Annotated in this window: 22 protein-coding genes; 7 read left to right on the top strand and 15 right to left on the bottom strand. The window is 69.5% G+C overall.

Features of this window, described 5'->3' with window-relative positions:
* Positions 1-63 precede the first annotated feature (63 nt).
* The 4 genes from OHT76_RS29555 to OHT76_RS29540 form a co-directional block, all read right to left on the bottom strand.
* Complete coding sequence (locus OHT76_RS29555; RefSeq protein WP_328873895.1) at positions 64-396, bottom strand: DUF3817 domain-containing protein; 333 nt, start codon at positions 394-396, stop codon at positions 64-66.
* 54 nt (positions 397-450) lie between these two features.
* Positions 451-960, bottom strand: coding sequence for a MarR family winged helix-turn-helix transcriptional regulator (locus OHT76_RS29550; protein WP_328873894.1), 510 nt, complete (start codon positions 958-960; stop codon positions 451-453).
* 64 nt (positions 961-1,024) lie between these two features.
* Complete coding sequence (locus OHT76_RS29545; RefSeq protein ID WP_328873893.1) at positions 1,025-1,354, bottom strand: antibiotic biosynthesis monooxygenase family protein; 330 nt, start codon at positions 1,352-1,354, stop codon at positions 1,025-1,027.
* Positions 1,351-2,619 (bottom strand): cytochrome P450 family protein, encoded by a 1,269-nt coding sequence (locus tag OHT76_RS29540; RefSeq protein WP_328873892.1) that lies wholly within the window; start codon positions 2,617-2,619, stop codon positions 1,351-1,353. The genes OHT76_RS29545 and OHT76_RS29540 overlap by 4 nt, the downstream gene beginning before the upstream one ends.
* A gap of 111 nt (positions 2,620-2,730) precedes the next feature.
* Here OHT76_RS29540 and OHT76_RS29535 point away from each other — a divergent pair, with 111 nt between their 5' ends.
* Complete coding sequence (locus OHT76_RS29535; protein ID WP_443049848.1) at positions 2,731-4,395, top strand: FAD-dependent oxidoreductase; 1,665 nt, start codon at positions 2,731-2,733, stop codon at positions 4,393-4,395.
* 43 nt (positions 4,396-4,438) lie between these two features.
* Entirely contained in the window at positions 4,439-5,404 is a 966-nt protein-coding gene (locus OHT76_RS29530; RefSeq protein ID WP_328873890.1) for an amidohydrolase family protein, read from the top strand.
* Positions 5,405-5,467: 63 nt separating this feature from the next.
* Here OHT76_RS29530 and OHT76_RS29525 read toward each other — a convergent pair whose 3' ends face one another.
* The 9 genes from OHT76_RS29525 to OHT76_RS29485 form a co-directional block, all read right to left on the bottom strand.
* The gene (locus OHT76_RS29525) at positions 5,468-5,791 is read right to left on the bottom strand and encodes a TcmI family type II polyketide cyclase (protein ID WP_328873889.1); all 324 of its coding nucleotides are present in this window, start codon (positions 5,789-5,791) and stop codon (positions 5,468-5,470) included.
* On the bottom strand, positions 5,776-6,231 hold the full coding sequence (locus OHT76_RS29520; RefSeq protein WP_328873888.1) for an SRPBCC family protein: 456 nt from the start codon (positions 6,229-6,231) through the stop codon (positions 5,776-5,778). Before OHT76_RS29520 ends, OHT76_RS29525 begins: the two co-directional genes overlap by 16 nt.
* Position 6,232: 1 nt before the next feature.
* Positions 6,233-6,499, bottom strand: a complete 267-nt coding sequence (locus OHT76_RS29515; protein ID WP_328873887.1) for an acyl carrier protein — start codon at positions 6,497-6,499, stop codon at positions 6,233-6,235.
* 19 nt (positions 6,500-6,518) lie between these two features.
* Positions 6,519-7,769: a ketosynthase chain-length factor gene (locus OHT76_RS29510; RefSeq protein WP_328873886.1), complete on the bottom strand. Its 1,251-nt coding sequence runs from the start codon at positions 7,767-7,769 to the stop codon at positions 6,519-6,521.
* Positions 7,766-9,037 (bottom strand): beta-ketoacyl-[acyl-carrier-protein] synthase family protein, encoded by a 1,272-nt coding sequence (locus tag OHT76_RS29505; protein ID WP_328873885.1) that lies wholly within the window; start codon positions 9,035-9,037, stop codon positions 7,766-7,768. Before OHT76_RS29505 ends, OHT76_RS29510 begins: the two co-directional genes overlap by 4 nt.
* Positions 9,034-9,498 (bottom strand): cupin domain-containing protein, encoded by a 465-nt coding sequence (locus OHT76_RS29500; protein ID WP_328873884.1) that lies wholly within the window; start codon positions 9,496-9,498, stop codon positions 9,034-9,036. Before OHT76_RS29500 ends, OHT76_RS29505 begins: the two co-directional genes overlap by 4 nt.
* 43 nt (positions 9,499-9,541) lie before the next feature.
* Positions 9,542-10,651, bottom strand: a complete 1,110-nt coding sequence (locus OHT76_RS29495) for a SchA/CurD-like domain-containing protein (protein ID WP_328873883.1) — start codon at positions 10,649-10,651, stop codon at positions 9,542-9,544.
* A gap of 251 nt (positions 10,652-10,902) precedes the next feature.
* Positions 10,903-11,196, bottom strand: a complete 294-nt coding sequence (locus OHT76_RS29490) for an MTH1187 family thiamine-binding protein (protein WP_328873882.1) — start codon at positions 11,194-11,196, stop codon at positions 10,903-10,905.
* Positions 11,193-11,540 carry a DUF3817 domain-containing protein gene (locus tag OHT76_RS29485; RefSeq protein WP_328873881.1) on the bottom strand — a complete coding sequence of 116 codons (348 nt, stop codon included), beginning with the start codon at positions 11,538-11,540 and terminating at the stop codon, positions 11,193-11,195. The genes OHT76_RS29490 and OHT76_RS29485 overlap by 4 nt, the downstream gene beginning before the upstream one ends.
* 203 nt (positions 11,541-11,743) lie before the next feature.
* Between OHT76_RS29485 and OHT76_RS29480 the strand changes: the two genes are divergently transcribed.
* From OHT76_RS29480 to OHT76_RS29465, 4 genes are all read left to right on the top strand, one after another.
* Positions 11,744-12,376, top strand: a complete 633-nt coding sequence (locus tag OHT76_RS29480; protein WP_328876649.1) for an AIM24 family protein — start codon at positions 11,744-11,746, stop codon at positions 12,374-12,376.
* A 1-nt stretch (position 12,377) separates the two neighbouring features.
* Positions 12,378-13,028 carry an AIM24 family protein gene (locus OHT76_RS29475; protein WP_328873880.1) on the top strand — a complete coding sequence of 217 codons (651 nt, stop codon included), beginning with the start codon at positions 12,378-12,380 and terminating at the stop codon, positions 13,026-13,028.
* Positions 13,025-13,819, top strand: a complete 795-nt coding sequence (locus OHT76_RS29470; protein WP_328873879.1) for an AIM24 family protein — start codon at positions 13,025-13,027, stop codon at positions 13,817-13,819. The genes OHT76_RS29475 and OHT76_RS29470 overlap by 4 nt, the downstream gene beginning before the upstream one ends.
* Positions 13,820-13,914: 95 nt before the next feature.
* Positions 13,915-14,391: a MarR family winged helix-turn-helix transcriptional regulator gene (locus OHT76_RS29465; RefSeq protein ID WP_328873878.1), complete on the top strand. Its 477-nt coding sequence runs from the start codon at positions 13,915-13,917 to the stop codon at positions 14,389-14,391.
* A gap of 15 nt (positions 14,392-14,406) precedes the next feature.
* On the opposite strand, the gene OHT76_RS29460 is transcribed toward OHT76_RS29465, so the two are convergent.
* Together OHT76_RS29460 and OHT76_RS29455 are read right to left on the bottom strand one after the other, a co-directional pair.
* Positions 14,407-15,813, bottom strand: coding sequence for a sensor histidine kinase (locus OHT76_RS29460; protein ID WP_328873877.1), 1,407 nt, complete (start codon positions 15,811-15,813; stop codon positions 14,407-14,409).
* Positions 15,810-16,478, bottom strand: a complete 669-nt coding sequence (locus OHT76_RS29455) for a response regulator transcription factor (RefSeq protein ID WP_328873876.1) — start codon at positions 16,476-16,478, stop codon at positions 15,810-15,812. The genes OHT76_RS29460 and OHT76_RS29455 overlap by 4 nt, the downstream gene beginning before the upstream one ends.
* A gap of 120 nt (positions 16,479-16,598) precedes the next feature.
* Here OHT76_RS29455 and OHT76_RS29450 point away from each other — a divergent pair, with 120 nt between their 5' ends.
* A complete protein-coding gene (locus OHT76_RS29450; RefSeq protein ID WP_328873875.1) occupies positions 16,599-17,255 on the top strand; it encodes a PepSY domain-containing protein in 657 nt (218 codons plus the stop codon).
* The last annotated feature ends 39 nt before the right edge of the window (positions 17,256-17,294 follow it).

Here is a 17,294-nt window from a genome sequence, read left to right as displayed (position 1 = left end):
TAGGACGTCCTAGTAAATGTCGATGGGAAACCGCCGTGAGCAGTCACTCACGACGGTGTGCGATTACGCCTTGACGGGAGCGCCCGGAACGCCGTTGACCAAAGGCAGCGTCTCGCGGGCAATCCTGCGCTCGACGAAGAACGCGGCGAACGGGATCGTCCCCGACAGCAGCACCCACAGCAGCTTGCCGAACGGCCACCTCGCCTTGGAACCCAGATCGAAGGCGAAGACCAGGTAGATGATGTAGAGCACGCCGTGGACCTGGGAGACCGCGAGGGTCACATCCTCACCCATGTCGAACCCGTACTTGAACACCATGCAGGTACACAGCACGAGCAGCATGACGGCGGTCACGTACGCCATGACGCGGTAGCGGGTCAGCACGCTGGATTTCATGCCGTCGAGCGTAACGGCACGTTCCGGGCGATCTTTCGCCACCCCCACCGGCCCCTACTGCTCCTCGAAGTCATGCGCTGCAATGCGCAGCGGCCGCAGCATCGCGAAGATCTCCGCGCACTCCTCCGCGTCGTAGACCCCTAGCCCGAAGTCCATCGCCATCAGGTCACGGGTGGCCGCCTCGACCACATCGCGCCCCTTGTCGGTGATGGAGGCGAGCGTGCCGCGCCCGTCGTTGGGGTTGGGCCGCTTGTCCACCAGGCCCGATCTGACCAGCCGGTCGACGGTGTTCGTCACCGACGTGGGGTGGACCATCAGCCGCTCGCCGATCTTGGACATCGGCAGCTCGCCGGCCTTGGAGAAGTTGAGCAGCACCAGTGCCTCGTAGCGCGCGAAGGTCAGCCCGTACGGCTTGACCACCGCGTCGACCTCGGCGAGCAGGATCTGCTGGGCGCGCATGATCGAGGTGATCGCGGCCATGGACGGCACGTTTCCCCAGCGCTGCTTCCAGAGTTCGTCGGCGCGGGCGATGGGGTCGAAGGGAAGACTGAGCGGCTTCGGCACGGAGCCGACCTTACCGGCCGGTCACATGCTGGTCAGCCCCATCTCGCCCATCGGTCCACTCGCGCTAATCGCGCTCCGTCGACTCCCTGATGTGGAAGACCCCTGTCCACCGATCGTCGTGCAGACAGGCGTTCATCGGCTCGACCAGGACCCGGTGTGCGGAGTCGGTGCGCCAGCGCCGGATGGCCTCGGCGTCGGCCCACTCGCTGGTGAGCAGCCACTGGGCGGGGTCGTCCAGGGAGCAGCACAGCTGTTCGCCGAGGTGCCCGGGGAACAGCTCCGCTTCGGCGCGGACGTCTCCGTACGATCGTACGAACTCCTCGTCCATCCCCTCGCGCACCCGCAGCAGCCGGATCACCCGCACCCGCGCCGGGGCGGCGGCGGGGGCGGTCACGACGGGTCGAGGACGACGGGAAGCTCGGCCAGTCCTCGGAAGGCGGGGAACGGTACGGTCATCCAGCGCGCGTCCTCGGGGGCCTCGGCGAGTGCCATGCGGGGGAAGCGTCCGAAGAGCGTGCCCAGGGCGATCTGCATCTCCATGCGGGCCAGCGGGGCGCCGACGCAGTAGTGCGGTCCAGAGCCGAAGGCGAGATGCGTGGCCTGGACGTTCGGGCGCTGGACGTCGAGCTCGCCCGGCTCGGCGAACATCTCCGGGTCGCGGTTGGCGCCGGTGATCGAGATCTGGACGAGCGCGCCCTTGGGGATGAGTGTGTCCCGCAGCACGATGTCTTCCTTGGCGTAGCGGAACGTGGAGTTCTCCACGGAGCTCTCGAACCGGAAGATCTCCTCGATGGCCGCGGACATGGAGCTCGCGTCCCGCAGGGCCAGCGCCTTCTGCTCCGGCCGGCTGAGCAGGTGATAGACCGCGTTCCCGATCTGGTACGCCGTCGACTTGTGGCCCGCGAACAGCAGCACCCACGCGGTCGAGACGAGTTCGCCGTCGGTGAGCGCGCCCTCCTCGTCCTTGGCCGTGACGAGGGCGCTGAGCAGACCCGAGTCCGGCTCCCTGCGCTTTCGCGCGCACAGGTCGACCAGATAGTCGCGCAGATTGCCCTCGGCGATCTCCAGTTTCTTTCTCGCCTCCGGTCCGAAACCGGTCTGGGCGACCGTGGCGGACCAATCCTGGGCCTGCTTGCGCTCGTTCTCCGGGACGCCCAGGAGTTCACAGATGACGTGGAGCGGCAGCGGGAAACAGAATTCCGGGAGCAGATTCACCGGCCCGGACGTCGGGCACTGGTCGAGGAGTTCCTCGGTGATCTGCTGGACGCGCGAGCGCTGCGATTCCACCCTTTTCGGAGTGAAGGTGCTGCCGACGATCCGGCGGAGCCTGGTGTGCTTCGGCGGGTCCGAGAAGAGCATGTTGTCGTCCAGCGCGATCGACGAGTCACCGAAGATGCGGTGGTAGGCGTCGATGGCCCCGTACATGTCCTTGCTCAGCCGGGGGTCGGCCAGGGCCGCGCGGGCGTCGTCATAACGCGTGATCAGGTACGTCTCGACGCCGTGCGGCGGCGAGAGCGGGCACACGGGCGCCTTCTCCCGGAGCGCGGCGTAGACGGGGTGCGGGTTGGCGCGGAACTCCCGGCTGCACGACGAGGCCGCGGCCGCGGCTTCTTCGGGCGACAGTGCCTCGGATTCCTCGGATGCGAACGCTTGCGTCATGACTGGTCCCAGGGTCGGCGTGAATTTCCGTGGTACGAGCCACCGTTTCCCGGGCGGTACCGCGTCGCAAACGGCGCTGCGCCATATGGGTCAGCTCGCCGTACGACGTGTGTGTGGCAGTCGGACTTGGTAAACATCGACGACGTGAGCGGACACGAAGCGGAATCTGTACCAGTTCTCATCGTCGGCGGATCCCTGGTGGGTCTTTCCACTTCGGTTTTCCTGGGGCGCCTGGGAATCGAGCACATGCTCGTGGAGCGGCATGCCGCGACATCGACGCACCCGCGCGGCCGCGGCAACAACGTGCGCACCATGGAGATCTACCGGACCGCCGGGCTGGAGTCACGCATCCGTGACGCGGCCAGCGTGCTCGCCGGGAACGGCGGCATTCTCCAGGTGGACACCCTCACCGGACAGCAGCGCCGCTGGATCATCGGGGACATCTCCGGCGGCATGGACATCTCCCGGGTGAGTTCCTCGGACTGGTGCCTGTGCAGCCAGAACGACCTCGAGCCGGTGCTGCTGGAGTACGCCCGCGAGCAGGGCGCCGACATCCGCTTCAGCTCGGAGCTGCTCTCCTTCACGGAGCACGCGGACGGCGTGACGGCCCGGGTCAGGAACCGGGACACCGGCGAGACCCACACCGTGAACGCCGGCTTCCTGGTCGCCGCCGACGGGCCCCGCAGTCCCATCCGCAACCACCTGGGGATCGGTCAGTCGGGGCCCGGCGAGCTGTTCCACAACGTCAGCGTCACGTTCCGCAGCAAGACCCTGCAGAACCACGTCGGAGAGGAACGATTCGTCGTCTGCTACGTCACCGACCCCGAGGGCGAAGGCGCCCTGCTGCCGGTGGACAACAAGGAGCGCTGGGTGATCCACGTTCCCTGGTACCCCGACCGGCGTGAGGAGTTGGCGGACTTCACCGACCAGCGGCTGGCCACGCACATCCGCGCCGCCGTCGGCGTGCCCGAGATCGACGTTGAGATCACCGGCAAGGCGCCCTGGCACGCCTCGAAGCGGGTCGCCAACAGCTACGGCGCGGGCCGGGTCTTCCTGGCCGGCGACTCGGCCCACGAGATGCCGCCCACCGGGGCGTTCGGCTCCAACACCGGCATCCAGGACGCCCACAACCTCGCCTGGAAGCTGGCGGCGGTGCTGCGCGGCTGGGCCTGCCCGTCGCTGCTCGACAGCTACGAGCTGGAACGCCGGCCCGTCGCCCTCGCCACCGGCACGCGCGCGTGCGTGCAGGCGGCCGACGAACAGCACCCGGGGTTCAGCTCCGCGGCCGGACGCAACAACGACCCGGCGGACCTGATGACCGTCGCCCTGTGCTATCGGTACGCCTCCAACGCCGTGGTGGGCGCCCCGCCGGAGCGGCCGGTCGTCCCCGACACCTTCCACCTGGGCGGCGAGCCGGGGAGCCGGGCACCCCATATGTGGGTCGTGCGGGACGACACCAGGATCTCCACGCTCGACCTGTACGAGCGTTCCTTCGTGCTGCTCGCCGGGCCCGGGGGGCAGAAGTGGCGGACCGCGGTGGAGAAGGCGTCCATGAATCTGGGCGCCCCCGTCGAGGCGTACCTCGTCGGTACGGGGCCCGACCACGACCTCGCCCCCGAACGGGACGCCGACTGGGCGGAGTTGCACGGCACCGCCGAGGACGGTGCCGTGCTCGTACGCCCGGACGGTTTCGTCGCCTGGCGGGCGGACGCCGCGATGCCGGACGCCGACCGCGTCCTGACGAACGTGCTGAAGAGCGTGCTCTGCCGCGACTGAACGCCGCTGTCCCACCCCCCATCCGAACGACGAGGACGCCCCTATGACCCTTACCGGACGCATCGACGTCCATCACCACTTCACCGCCCCGGCCTGGCTGGACTGGGCGGAGGAACGAGGTGTCGTCAACCGCGAGAAGCTGCCCTGGTGGACCCGCTGGGACCTGACGGCGGCGCTGGAGATCATGGACAAGACGGGCATCGGCACCTCCGTCATGACGGTCGCGATGCTGGGCCGGCTCCGAGAGCGCGCCGAGCGTCAGGAGAGCGCGCGGGTCGCCCTGCGGGCGGCGGCCGACGTGGTGGAGGCCCACCCCGCGCGGTTCGCGTTCTTCACGCCCGTCTTCCTCGACGACCTGGAGCTGTCCTCGTGGAGCGTCCAATACGGCCTCGACGAGCTCGGTGCCATCGGGGTGAGCACGCGCACGAGCATGGACGGCGTCTTCCTCGGCGACCCGTCGCACGACCGGCTGCTCCAGGAGCTGAACGAGCGGTCCGCGGTCATCAGCACGCACCCCATGGACGTACCGGCGGGCAAGGACGGCGCCGCGGGCCTGCCGGGGATGCCGCCCTTCGTGTGCGATTTCCTGCTGGACACCACACGCGCGGCCATCAACCTCATCCGGAACGGCACCCTGGACCGCTATCCGAACCTCAGCTTCATCCTGCCGCACGGAGGGGGCTTCCTGCCCTACATGGCCACCCGGCTCGACCTCTTCGGCGGGCGTATCGACCCGCCGATCGAGCCCGGCCGGGTCCGTGACCACCTGCACCGGTTCTACTTCGACACGGCGGGCCCCATGTCCCCGTCGGCCACGCCGACCCTGCTGGCCACGGTGGACCCGGACCGCATCCTCTTCGGCACCGACTGGCCGCCCACCCCCGCGCATGTCCTCATCGACAGCGTGACGCCGGCCCTGGACAGCGACCCCTGTCTCTCAAAGGCCCAGCTCCAGGGCATCAACCGGGAGAACGCGCTGCGGCTGATGCCGGGGCTCGCGCGCCAGTAGCCGGACGCAGAAAGGCCGCCGCCCGCGCTCGGTGAGCGCGGGCGGCGGCCTTCGGCGTATCGCTCAGTGCCTTTCCCAGTGGTAGAAGCACCGGGCCATCGCGTCCTTCGGGCTCTGCCAGGTCTGCGGGTCGTACGGGCTGACGAAGGCTTCGAGCCGCTTGCTGATGTCGACGAACTCGGGGTGTCCGGTCACCTTCGCGATGGCCGGACCGGGGTCCTGCTCGGACTCGATGAAGTGCATGTACACATCGCCGAACTGGAACAGGGAGCGCTGGGTCACGCCGACGAGGTGCGGAAGTTCGCCGCGGTCGGAGTCCGCGAAGACGCCGGCGATGTCCTTGGCCGACTGGGGGGCCATCCTGGCGACGATCAGTGCGTGGTGCATGCCGCCTCCACCCGGTCGCGGATGAGGGCCATCTGGATGGGCGAGTTGCGGTTGATGATGTCCGTCATCCCGGCGTCGTCGACCGGGGCGTCGGGCTTCATGGCGAAGTCCTGCGTCCAGTGCATCCGGGTGCCGGCCGGGGTCTCCTCGTACTCCCACACGATGTTCATGTACTCGAAGGGGCCGGTCTCGACCCGGCGGGCGCGCACGACGAGCTTCTCGCGGTCGGCGACCCGCTCCGAGACCCAGCTCCACACCTTGCCGTTCTCGTCGGGGTGCATGGTCAGGCGGAAGGTCACCGTGTCGCCCTCGCGGGAGAGCACCTCGCAGGAGGCGTACTCGCTGAACAGCTGGGGCCACCGCTCCAGGTCGTTCGTCATGTCCCAGACGAGGTCGACGGGGGCGGCGATGGTGATCTCGTTCTCGGTGTGTCCGGCCACTTCAGGCCCCCCTCGTGAGGGCGCCGTCGACCAGCGCGAGGAAGGCGCGGGGGCTCTTGCAGCGCTCCGCGTCGGTGGGCAGCGCCCGGCCGTGCCGGTTCTCCAGCTCGCCGACGACGCCGAGGAGGCCGAGCGAGTCCAGCCCGAAGTCGGCGAAGGGGGCGTCCGCACGGCGCTCGAGCTCGTGCGGGTCGACGGTCACGCCGGCGGCCTTCTTCATCAGCGCGGCCAGTTCCTCGAAGGTCAGTTGGGTCGCTTCGGTGGTCATGAGGGTTCTCCTTGTCGTTCTATGCGGCGGATCCGGAACCTCGACGCAGGACGAGCGCCGCGTTGGAGCCCATGAGTCCCCGGCTGAGGACCAGGGCCGTGCGCACCTCGGCCGGGCGTGCCGTGGCGGTCACCAGGTCGATGTCGTGGCAGATGTCGAAGACGCCCGGCGTCGGCGGTATCTGCCCGTGCTCCATGGCCTGTACGGCGGCCACGATGTCCAGCAGCGGCGCCCCGCAGTACGACCGCCCGATGCCGGTCTTGGGCGCCGTGACCGGCACGCGGGTGCCGTGCGGGCCGAGGGCGTCGGCGAGGGCGAGTGCCTCGGCGCGGTCCGCCTCGGGCACGCCCATCGCGTCGGCGAAGACCACGTCGATCTCCTCCGGTGCGCAGCCGGCCTCGTCAAGGGCGCCGCGGATGGCCTGCGCGAGCCCTTCCCGCGAACGGTCCCAGCGTGAGGCGCCGGTGAAGGTGGCCGCGTGTCCGGCCACGGTGGCGCGGACCGCTGTGTCCCGGCGCCGGGCCCGGTCCAGGTCCTCCACGACCAGCACGGCACCGCCCTCGGCGGGCACGAAACCGCAGGCCGCCGAGGTGAAGGGGCGGTAGGCGCGGGCCGGGTCGGCCTCGGTGCTGAGCTCGGGGTAGCCGAGCTGGCAGACCCCCGAGTACGGGGCGAGGGGTGCCTCGGCCGCGCCGACGACGACCACGTCCGTCCCGCGCCGCACGACCCGGGCGGCGTGGGCGACGGCGTCCAGGCCGCCCGCCTCGTCGCTGGCCACCACCCCGCAGGGGCCCTTGAAGCCCTTGCGGATGGATATCTGGCCGGTGCTGGCCGCGTAGAACCAGGCGATGGACTGGTAGGGCCCGACGAACCGCGGGCCCTGTCCCCACAGCTTCTGCAGCTCGCGCTGGCCGAACTCGCCGCCGCCGGACCCGGCCGCGGTGACGACTCCGACGGAGTGCGGCGCGTCGGCCCAGGCGGACTCGCTCAGCCCCGCGTCCTTCAGGGCGGCGTCGGCGGCCGCGAGTGCGAAGTGGGTGAACTTGTCGGTCTGGACGAGGAAGGTCTCCTCGATCAGCGCCGACGGATCGAATCCGCGGACCTCGCCCGCGACGCGGAGCGGCAGGTGCTCGCAGCCCTCCCGGGTGACCCGGTCGAGGACGCTCGTGCCCTCCTTGACGTTCTTCCAGTAGGTGTCGGCATGCAGACCGTTGGGCGCGACCACACCGATCCCCGTGATGGCGGTGTGCCGGGCGCGTTGACTACTCACCGTCGTCTCCTCCCGTTCGGCCCCGTCAGGAGCACCGCGGACTGGAACCCGCCGAAGCCGCTGCCCACGGAGAGCACGTTGTCGAGCCGGCGGGAGCGTGCGGTGCGCGGGACGTAGTCCAGGTCGCACTCGGGGTCCGGGGTCTCGTAGTTCGCCGTCGGCGGCACCACCTGCCGGGCCAGCGCGAGTACACAGGCCACCACCTCGATCGCGCCGATCGCGCCGAGCGAGTGGCCCACCATGGACTTGATCGAGCTCATGGGCGTGTCGTAGGCGTGGGCGCCCAGCGACTTCTTGACGGCGGCGGTCTCGTGCCGGTCGTTCTGACGGGTGCCGGAGCCGTGCGCGTTGACGTAGTCGATCTCCGTGGGGTCCACGCGCGCGTGGTCGAGGGTGTCGTCGATGGCCCGTGCCATCTCCAGGCCCTCACTGGTCAGACCGGTCATGTGGTAAGCGTTGCCGAAGGTGGCGTAGCCGCCGATCTCGCAGTAGATGTGCGCGCCCCGCGCGCGGGCGTGCTCCAGCTCCTCCAGGACGAGGACGGCGGCGCCCTCGCCCATGACGAAGCCGTCGCGGTGGGCGTCGAAGGGGCGGGAGGCGTGCTCCGGGTCGTCGTTGTTGGGCGACGTGGCCTTGATGGCGTCGAAGCAGGCCATGGTGATCGGGGAGATCGGGGAGTCGGACGCCCCGGCGAGGCAGATCTCGGCGCGGCCCTCCTCGATGGTGTGGAAGGCGTAGCCCACGGCGTCGAGGCCGGAGGTGCAGCCGGTGGACACGGTCTGCACCGGGCCCTGGGCGCCGAACCGTTCGGCGACGTCGGCCGCCAGCGTGCTGGGCGAGAACGCCCGGTGCAGCCGGGGCTCGGCGGCGTGGTGGTCGACGTCCCAGCGGCTGCCGCGCTCGCTGACGAGGACGTAGTCGTGCTCCAAGCGGGTCGTGCCGCCCACCGCGCTGCCCAGGGACACGGCGACGCGCCAGGGGTCCTCGGCGGCGAAGTCGACACCGCTGTCGGTCACGGCCTCCTCGGCGGCGACGAGCGCGAACTGTATGTACCGGTCGGCGCGTTGGACGGCCTCGGGGTCCAGGCCGTGCGCGAGGGGGTCGAAGTCGCACTCGGCGGCTATCCGGGAGCGCAGGCCCTCGGGGTTGAACAGGGTGATGCCTCGGGTCGCCGTACGGCCGTTGGACAGGAGGTCCCAGAACGCGGGCACTCCGATCCCGCCGGGGGCGACCACGCCTACGCCGGTGACCGCCACGCGCCGGGTCATGACAGCACTCCTGGGCGTTCCGGCTGCGCACCCTCCTCCTGGACCAGCGGGTACGGCTTGAGGTCGTCGCTGATCTCCGGGGCCTCCGTGTCGACGTGACCGAGGCTCGGCTTGGGCGCGAGCGGGCTGAGGTGGAAGACCATCCGGGCCTCCTCGTCACCGACGTTGCGGAAGCGGTGCCGCATGTCGATGGGGATCATGAGGCCCTGGTCGGCCCGGAGAGAAAACGTTTCTCCATCCAGGTCGACCTCCAGCCGACCCTCGACTACGTACACGAACTCCTCGGAGTACGGGTGGTAGTGCTCGCTGATGCGTTCGCCGGGCCGCATGATGGCCAGGCCCATGAAGCCGCTCGTGGCGCCCACCGTGACAGGGGTGAGCAGGGTGCGCAGGTCACCGCCGCGCTTGCGGTTGGGCTCGATCTCGTTGGCGTCCACGACGCGCGGGCGCATCTTGTCCATGGTTCTGTCTCCAGGTCGGTCGGTGAGGGTGGGCCCTGCGCCGTCAGGACTGCGCAGCCCTGCGGTCGGTGATCAGCGACATGCCGGCGTGCGCCAGGAGGCGGTGGGCGTCCCGTTCGCCGATGAGCCGTCCGGTGACGCCGAGCGTCGCGCCGTCGAGCAGCCGTGCCAGCACGGCTGCCTTCCTCGGGCCGTGGATGCCGAGCGCCGTGACCGGATCGGTCTCGGGATCACCTTGTACGTCGATGAGGCGGACGACGATGTCCTCGCGCTGGAAGACGGTGCTGCGGTGCACGGGGGAGGCGGGGGCGGCCGCGGCTGCCTCGTCCTGTCGTGCGAGATACCGGGCCAGCGCCATCCCACAGCCCTCTTTGGCCGGGTAGTAGAGGGCGTGCCGCCTGATGTCGGACGGCTCCGGGCCGCCGCGCGCCACGTGGTGGACCGGCGGCATGGCGGCACGGATGAAGAAGGTCCGCGCGGACTCGGGGTCGGTGAGGTCGCGGTCCTGCTCCAGGTACGGGTTGATGGCCTCCTCGACGGCCCGCACCTCGGGCTGGCGGGAGACATGGCGCAGGGCCGCCATCAGGTCGCCCTCCACCTCGACGGTGCGCACCACGCGGTTGCCGTGCATGAACAGGGTGGTGCGGCGCAGCCGCGTGGTGTCGTCGACGCGGGCCTCGGGCGGGGCGTAGCCGGCGAGGATCTCGGCGACCTTGGACTCGGAGCCGGGCTTCACGGTGAAGGTCAGGGCGTGGCGGATCACGCCGTCGCCCACCCGTACGGCCGACTGGAGCGCGCCGGTCCGGGGCCGGTCGCCGCCGGTTTCACGGACGATGCCGTACCGCATCGAGCGGAGCTCACGGACGCAGTTCTGCAGCGGCCGGACCGTCTCGAGATGCTCTTCGCTGTTCACCCAGGCGAGGTAGGGCGGGGCGGTCGCCCATTCGCTCGTGATCACCCACTGGGAGGGGTTCTCCACGGACTGGCACAACTGGTCGCCGAGGTGACCGGGAACCGAGGCGACTCGGTCACGCATCTGCTCGTACGCGTCCAGGAACTGCTGCTGCGCGCCTTCATGGAGGTCGACGAGCAGGAGGACGCGCATCCTGGAGCCGTCGAACGCCGACTGCGACGTGTAGGGCGAAGTGGTCATCCTTCGGACACTTCCTTCGCGGGAGCAAGCGGCGGCCGTCCCTGTCCACCAGCGCGAACGCGGGTTTCGGCCCTGAGGCTTCATCGTGGGTCAGGGCCCTGGGGTCCGCGAGCCGTGCGGGCCAAAGGAGGGAACTGCCCGCCGGGCAGGCCGGGATGGCTTCGCGCGAGCACAGCCGGAGGACGCGAAAGGCGCCCTCGTAGTCGAGGGCGCCTTCGAAGTCCCCGTTCACCACGGGAACTTGAAACTCGCTACTGGGCGAGGTACCGCTCCACCGTCTCCACCTTGGAGGTGAGACCGTCCGTCACTGAGGGCCGGATGTCCGCCTTGAGGACCAGGGACACGCGCGGGGCGCGTGCCTCCACGGCGGCGACCGCGCGCTTCACGACGTCCATGACCTCGTCCCACTCGCCCTCGATCGAGGTGAACATCGCGTCGGTGCGATGCGGCAGGCCGGACTCGCGGACCACACGGACGGCGTCGGCGACGTACTCCCCCACGTCCTCGCCGACACCGAGCGGTGTCACGGAGAAGGCGACGATCATGAGGTCTTGACCGCGCCCTCCTGGCGGGCACGGGAGGCGATGACCGCATCCTCGGCCTCGCGCTTGAGCATGCGCTCGGCGAAGAAGCCGCCGGTGGGCAGGACTGCGAGCACGAAGTAGATGACGCCGGTCTTCAGCGGCCACTTCGCACGGTTCCAGGCGTCCGCCCAGAAGATCACGTACAGGATGAACAGGACGCCGTGGATGTACCCCATGGGCCGCACTGCGTCGAATTCCGTCGTGCGCTTGAGCACCGAGCATGTGAGCAGCAGCAGAAAGGAGACCGCCTCGGGCGCGGAGACGAGGCGGAGGCGGCGGAGGGCGGTGGCGGTCTTGATGTCCACGGGTCACCTTCGGTGGGAGAGACGTCGAGGTTTGTGAACGCAAGCACAAACGTTCGTCCATTGTGGCAAACGGCCGGGGGTGGTCCGGGCCGGGGGCCCATGGAACCACCCGCGCACCGCACCTAAGGGGACATTCAGGGTCCATCTCCACCCACGGGCTCTGTTGGCGGCAGCCCCCTCGCCGCTACCTTCGCTGCGTGGCGATGTTCCGAGTTCAAGGCAGCAAGGTGCTCGCCGTCGAGATGACCGGGGACGCCGTGAAGGCGAAGAACGGCTCGATGGTCGCGTACGACGGACAGATGGCGTTCAAGAAGCTGAGCGGGGGTGGCGAGGGCATCCGCGGCATGGTGACCCGGCGCATCACCGGCGAGCAGATGACGGTGATGGAGGTCAAGGGGCACGGGACCTGCTGGTTCGCGGACCGGGCGTCCGAAATCAACCTCGTGGGCCTCCAGGGGGACAAGCTGTACGTGGAGTCGAGCAATCTGCTCGCGACGGACGGGGGCCTGAGAACCGGCACCTCCTTCACCGGCCTGCGCGGCGCCTCGCAGGGCAACGGCCTGTTCACCACGACCGTGGAAGGGCACGGACAGGCGGCGATCACCTCGGACGGCCCGGCGGTCGTGCTGCGGGTGAGCGCGCAGTACCCGCTGACCGTCGACCCCGGGGCGTACATCGCCCACCAGGGCAACCTCCGCCAGTCCTTCCAGTCCGGCGTCACCTTCCGCACGCTGATGGGCGAGGGCGGCGGCGAGGCCTTCCAGATCCGGTTCGAGGGCGACGGCCTGGTCTACGTACAGCCGAGCGAGCGGAACACGATCGCGGGGGATGTGTGACATGGCCTTGCGTGAGATCAACTCCAAGATGGTCGAGGCGACCGTCCTGCCCGGGCAACGGCTGTTCAGCCAGCGGGGCGCGATGCTCGCCTACAAGGGCGAGGTGTCCTTCACCCCCAACACCTCGGGCGGCCAGGGCGGACTGATGTCGATGATCGGACGCCGGGTGGCCAATGAGGCGACCCCGCTGATGACCGTCGAGGGCAGCGGCACCGTCCTGTTCGGGCACGGCGGCCACCACGTCCAGGTGATCGGCCTCACCGGCGACACCCTGTACGTCGAGGCGGACCGCCTGCTGGCCTTCGAGGGCACCCTGGAGCAGGGCACGATGTTCATGGGCTCCCAGGGCGGCGTGATGGGCATGGTCCGCGGCCAGGTCACCGGCCAGGGACTGTTCACCACGACCCTGAAGGGACACGGCTCGGTCGCCGTCATGGCGCACGGCGGCGTCCTGGAGATCCCCATCACCCCCCAACGCCCGGTCCATGTCGACCCGCAGGCCTACGTCGCCCACCACGGCGACGTACGCAACAAGCTGTCGACCGCGCTCGGCTGGCGGGACATGGTGGGCCGGGGCTCCGGCGAGGCCTTCCAGCTGGAGCTCAGCGGCAGCGGTGCGGTGTACGTCCAGGCCTCGGAGGAGAAGCTGTGAGCACCTACCCGGGTGCGGGTCCCGTGGTCCACGACCCGATGACCCTGCCGTCCGACGACAACGTCAACAACTACACCTTCTGCGTCGAGCTCAAAGGGAGCCAGTGGTTCCTGCAGAAGGGGAAGATGATCGCCTACTACGGCTCGATGGACTTCAACGGCATCGGACACGGCCGACTGGACCGCCTCGTCCGTACGTCCTTCCATTCGCCTCTGCACGCGAGCGACTGGGTCGTGGCCGAGGGCTCGGGCAAGATGCTCCTCGCCGACCGGGCCTTCGATGTGAATTCGTACGACCTCGAAGACGGCAACCTGACCATTCGCTCAGGCAACCTGCTCGCTTTTCAGCCAAGTCTCGCGCTGAAGCAGTCGATCGTGCCGGGTTTTCTGACGCTGGTCGGAACCGGAAAGTTCGTGGCCGCATCTAACGGTCCGGTGGTGTTCATGGAACCCCCGATCCGGGTGGATCCGCAGGCGCTCGTCGGCTGGGCCGACTGTCCCTCGCCGTGCCATCACTACGACTACGGCTATATGACCGGCCTGATGGGCGGTCTACGTGCAATGACAGGCCTTGGAGGGGCCTCCGGAGAGGAGCACCAGTTCGAGTTCGTGGGAGCCGGCACAGTGCTCCTGCAGTCCTCCGAGGCGCTCATGGCCGAGCAGGCGACAGGGGCGATTCCGCACCAGGCGGGGGTGCCCGGAAGTGGTGGTTCGACAGGTGGCTCACAGCAAGGCGCCGCACCGCGCCTTCCCGGACAGCTGGGGGACCTCCAGCGTCGCTTCGGGCTGTGAGCGGTAGTCTGCGGAGTGTGACGACTTCGAACGCGTGCGCACTGTCACACCGCCCTCACTAGTTCGCTTTTCAACATTTTAGGTAGACTTCATTTATGGAGACCGAGACGGCCACGCGCTGGCTGACCGATGCGGAGCAGTGCGCCTGGCGCACCCACCTGGAGGTCAACAGGCTGTTGACGTACCAGCTCGAAAAGGACCTGCAGCCGTTCGGCCTGACAATGAACGACTACGAGATCCTGGTGAACCTCTCCGAGTCGGAGGACGTACGGATGCGGATGAGCGACCTCGCGTCGGCCACCCTGCAGTCCAAGAGCCGCCTCTCCCACCAGATCACGCGCATGGAGAACGCGAACCTGGTCCGCCGCGAGAACTGCGAGTCCGACCGCCGTGGGCTCTACGCCGTCCTCACCGAGCACGGCATGGAGACGATGAAGAAGGTCTCGCCACACCATGTGGCGTCCGTGCGCAGGCACTTCATCGACCTGCTCTCCCCCGAGGCACTCACCGAGCTCAGCAAGGCGCTGAAGCCGATCGCAGAGCATCTGCGCGGACAGCGCGGCCGCCCCTGACCTCCTCTTGGGCTCTTAGGCGATAGGCAGGCGGAGCTCGAAAAGAGCTCCGCCTGTCGGCGCTTCGCGCACCGTGAGTGTGCCGCCGTGGCGCTCGGCGACGTCGCGGGCGATGGCGAGGCCGAGACCGGCACCGCCGTCGTCACGACTGCGGGCCTCGTCCAGCCGTACGAATCGCTCGAAGATCCGCTCCCGGTCGGCCTCGGCCACGCCGTCCCCGTCGTCGGCGACCTGGACGACGGCCCGGTCCCCTTCTCCGCGGACGGTCACGGTGATCGCGGAACGGGCGTGCCGGCCGGCGTTGTTCAGCAGATTGGCGAGCACTCGTCCCAATTGCCCCCGGGATCCGGCCACTTCCACCGGCCGGTCCGCCGACACCGTCACCCCGGCCCTCCCTTCGGCCTCCTCCTCGGCCAGCGCGGCGAGATCCACCCGTGCGTCGGTGGGCCGCTCCCCCGCGTCGAGTCGGGCGAGCAACAGCAGGTCGGCGGCGAGATGTTGTAGCCGTACGGTGTCCTCGACCGCCCCGTCCAGGTCCAGGAACTCCGGGTGGGCGGCGGCCACTTCGAGCTGGGTGCGCAGGGAGGCGATCGGGCTGCGCAGTTCGTGGGAGGCGTCGGCGACGAAGCGGCGCTGGCGTTCGACGGAGGTCTCCAGGGCGGAGAGGGTCTCGTTGGTGGTCCGGGCCAGCCGGGCGACCTCGTCGTGCGTGCCCGGCTCCGGCACCCGCCGCGACAGATCCTCGGAGGCGGTGATCTCGGCCATCTCCCGCCGGATGCCCTCCACCGGGCGCAGGGCCCGCCGGGTGACCAGCCAGGTCACGGCCGCGACGACACCGAGCAGCAGCGGGAAGCCGACCAGCATGGCGGTGGTCGCGGTGTTCACCGCGCTCTGCTCGGCGTCCAGGGAGCCACCGGCGGTGACAGTGAACTGACCCCGGTCACCGGCGTCGACCTGGACCGCGGCGAACCGGTAGTCCTCGGGCGTGCCGTCGATGGTCGCCGAGCCGTCGGTGAAGTCGGCCTCCTCGGCGATCTCGCCGGGTTCGAGGGAGACGTCGTCATCGTCGTCTTCGTCGTCGCCACCGGTGGTGGGGTCGGCCCCCGGCCGGGGGGTGACCTCGTCCGTCCCCGTCCCGCTGATCCGCTCCAGATCATCGCCGGCCGCGACCAGGGTGCCGCTCGCGTCGACGACCTGGATCGGCGTCTCGTCGTCCAGGTCCAGGTCGTTGTACGCCTGTCCGGAGGCGAGCTGGGCGGCGATGTTCCGCGCCGTGCGCTCCGCCCTGGTCCCCGCCTGGTCCATCAGATTGGACCGCAGGGACAGCAGGACGGCGGCGCCCGCCGCCAGCAGGGCCACCGCGACGACGAGGGTGGCGCCGAGCGTGGCCCGCGACCGGACCGAGCCGAAGAGCCTTCTCATCGTTCCGTCTCCAGCCGGTAACCGGCGCCCCGGACCGTCCGGATGAGCCCGGCGCGCAGCTTGCGGCGCAGGGTGCTGACGTACACCTCGACGATGTTGGGGTCGCCCTCGTACGCGAAGTCCCAGACGTGCTCCAGGATCTCGGCCTTGGACACCACCTGTCCGGCCCGCGTCACGAGCTGCTCCAGGACCGCGAACTCCTTGGCGGTGAGGGTGACTTCCTCGTCACCGAGGAACACCCGGCGGGCGGCGGTGTCGACCTTGAGGTCGCCGTGGATGTGCACGGGCGAGGCCCCGGCGCCCTGTCCACGGCGCCGCAGCAGCGCCTTGACGCGGGCGACGAGAACGACGTACGAGAACGGCTTGGTCAGGTAGTCGTCCGCACCCGTGTCCAGCCCCTCCGCCTCGTCGTACTCGCCGTCCTTGGCGGTGAGCATCAGGATCGGTACGTCGTTGCCGGCGGCGCGCAGGGCGGAGCAGACGCGGTAGCCGTTCATGCCGGGCAGCATGATGTCGAGGATCACGAGGTCGTACGGCGACTCGCTCGCCCGATGCAGCCCCTCCAGCCCGTCATGGACCACGTCCACGGCGTAGCCCTCGGCCGACAGCCCCTTGGCCAGGGACAGGGCAAGACGTTTCTCGTCCTCGACGATCAGCAGGCGCATGGGGCAAGGGTGGCAGAGCGAAGCTGAAGTGATCTTCAGGTGGGTTCAGGGTGGCTTCAGGTGGGGTGACGGAGTGTTTGGTCCGTCGAAAGCGATCGACCCGATCACTCTGGAGGACACATGAAGCGCAACATCGTCATCGCCACCGTCGCTGCGGCCGCCCTGGTGGGCGGAGGCACCGCGGTCGCCTTCGCGGGCGGCGACGACGACGCGCGTACGACGTCGACGACCACCGCGGCGAAGGGGGATTCGCAGCGGACGGTGGAGCTGAAGGACGACGACTCCGCGGAGGCTCGGACGGCGAAGGTGACGGCTGTGGAGGCGATCGAGGCGGCGCTGAAGGAGCGGCCGGGTACGGCGGTGTCGGCGGACCTCGATGACTCCGACGACTCCGATGACGACCACCGCGGCTGGGAGATCGAGATCCTGGGTCAGGGGACGACGTCGTACACGGTCGGGGTGGACCTGACGACGGGCAAGATCCTCGGGACGCACACGGACACCGACGATGACGCCGACGAAGACGGGGCCGCCCTGAAGGGCATCACGGCCCGGGACGCGGCCGAGGCCGCCGCGGCGAAGGGCTTCGTCACGTCGCTGGACCTGGACGACGACGACCGCACGACGAGCTGGGACGTGGAGACGGAGGACGCGCGGGGCGCGGAGCACAGCTGGAACGTCGACCTGAAGACGGCCAAGGTCACGGCGGACCGGAACGACGACCGGAATGACGACGACTCGGACGACTCGGACGACTCGGACGACTCGGACGACTGACAGCGTTCCTCGAACGCCGGAGGGGCTGAATTCAGCCCC

Source organism: Streptomyces sp. NBC_00287 (assembly GCF_036173105.1).
Lineage (GTDB): Bacteria > Actinomycetota > Actinomycetes > Streptomycetales > Streptomycetaceae > Streptomyces.
This window is presented reverse-complemented; position numbering and strand designations above follow the sequence as displayed.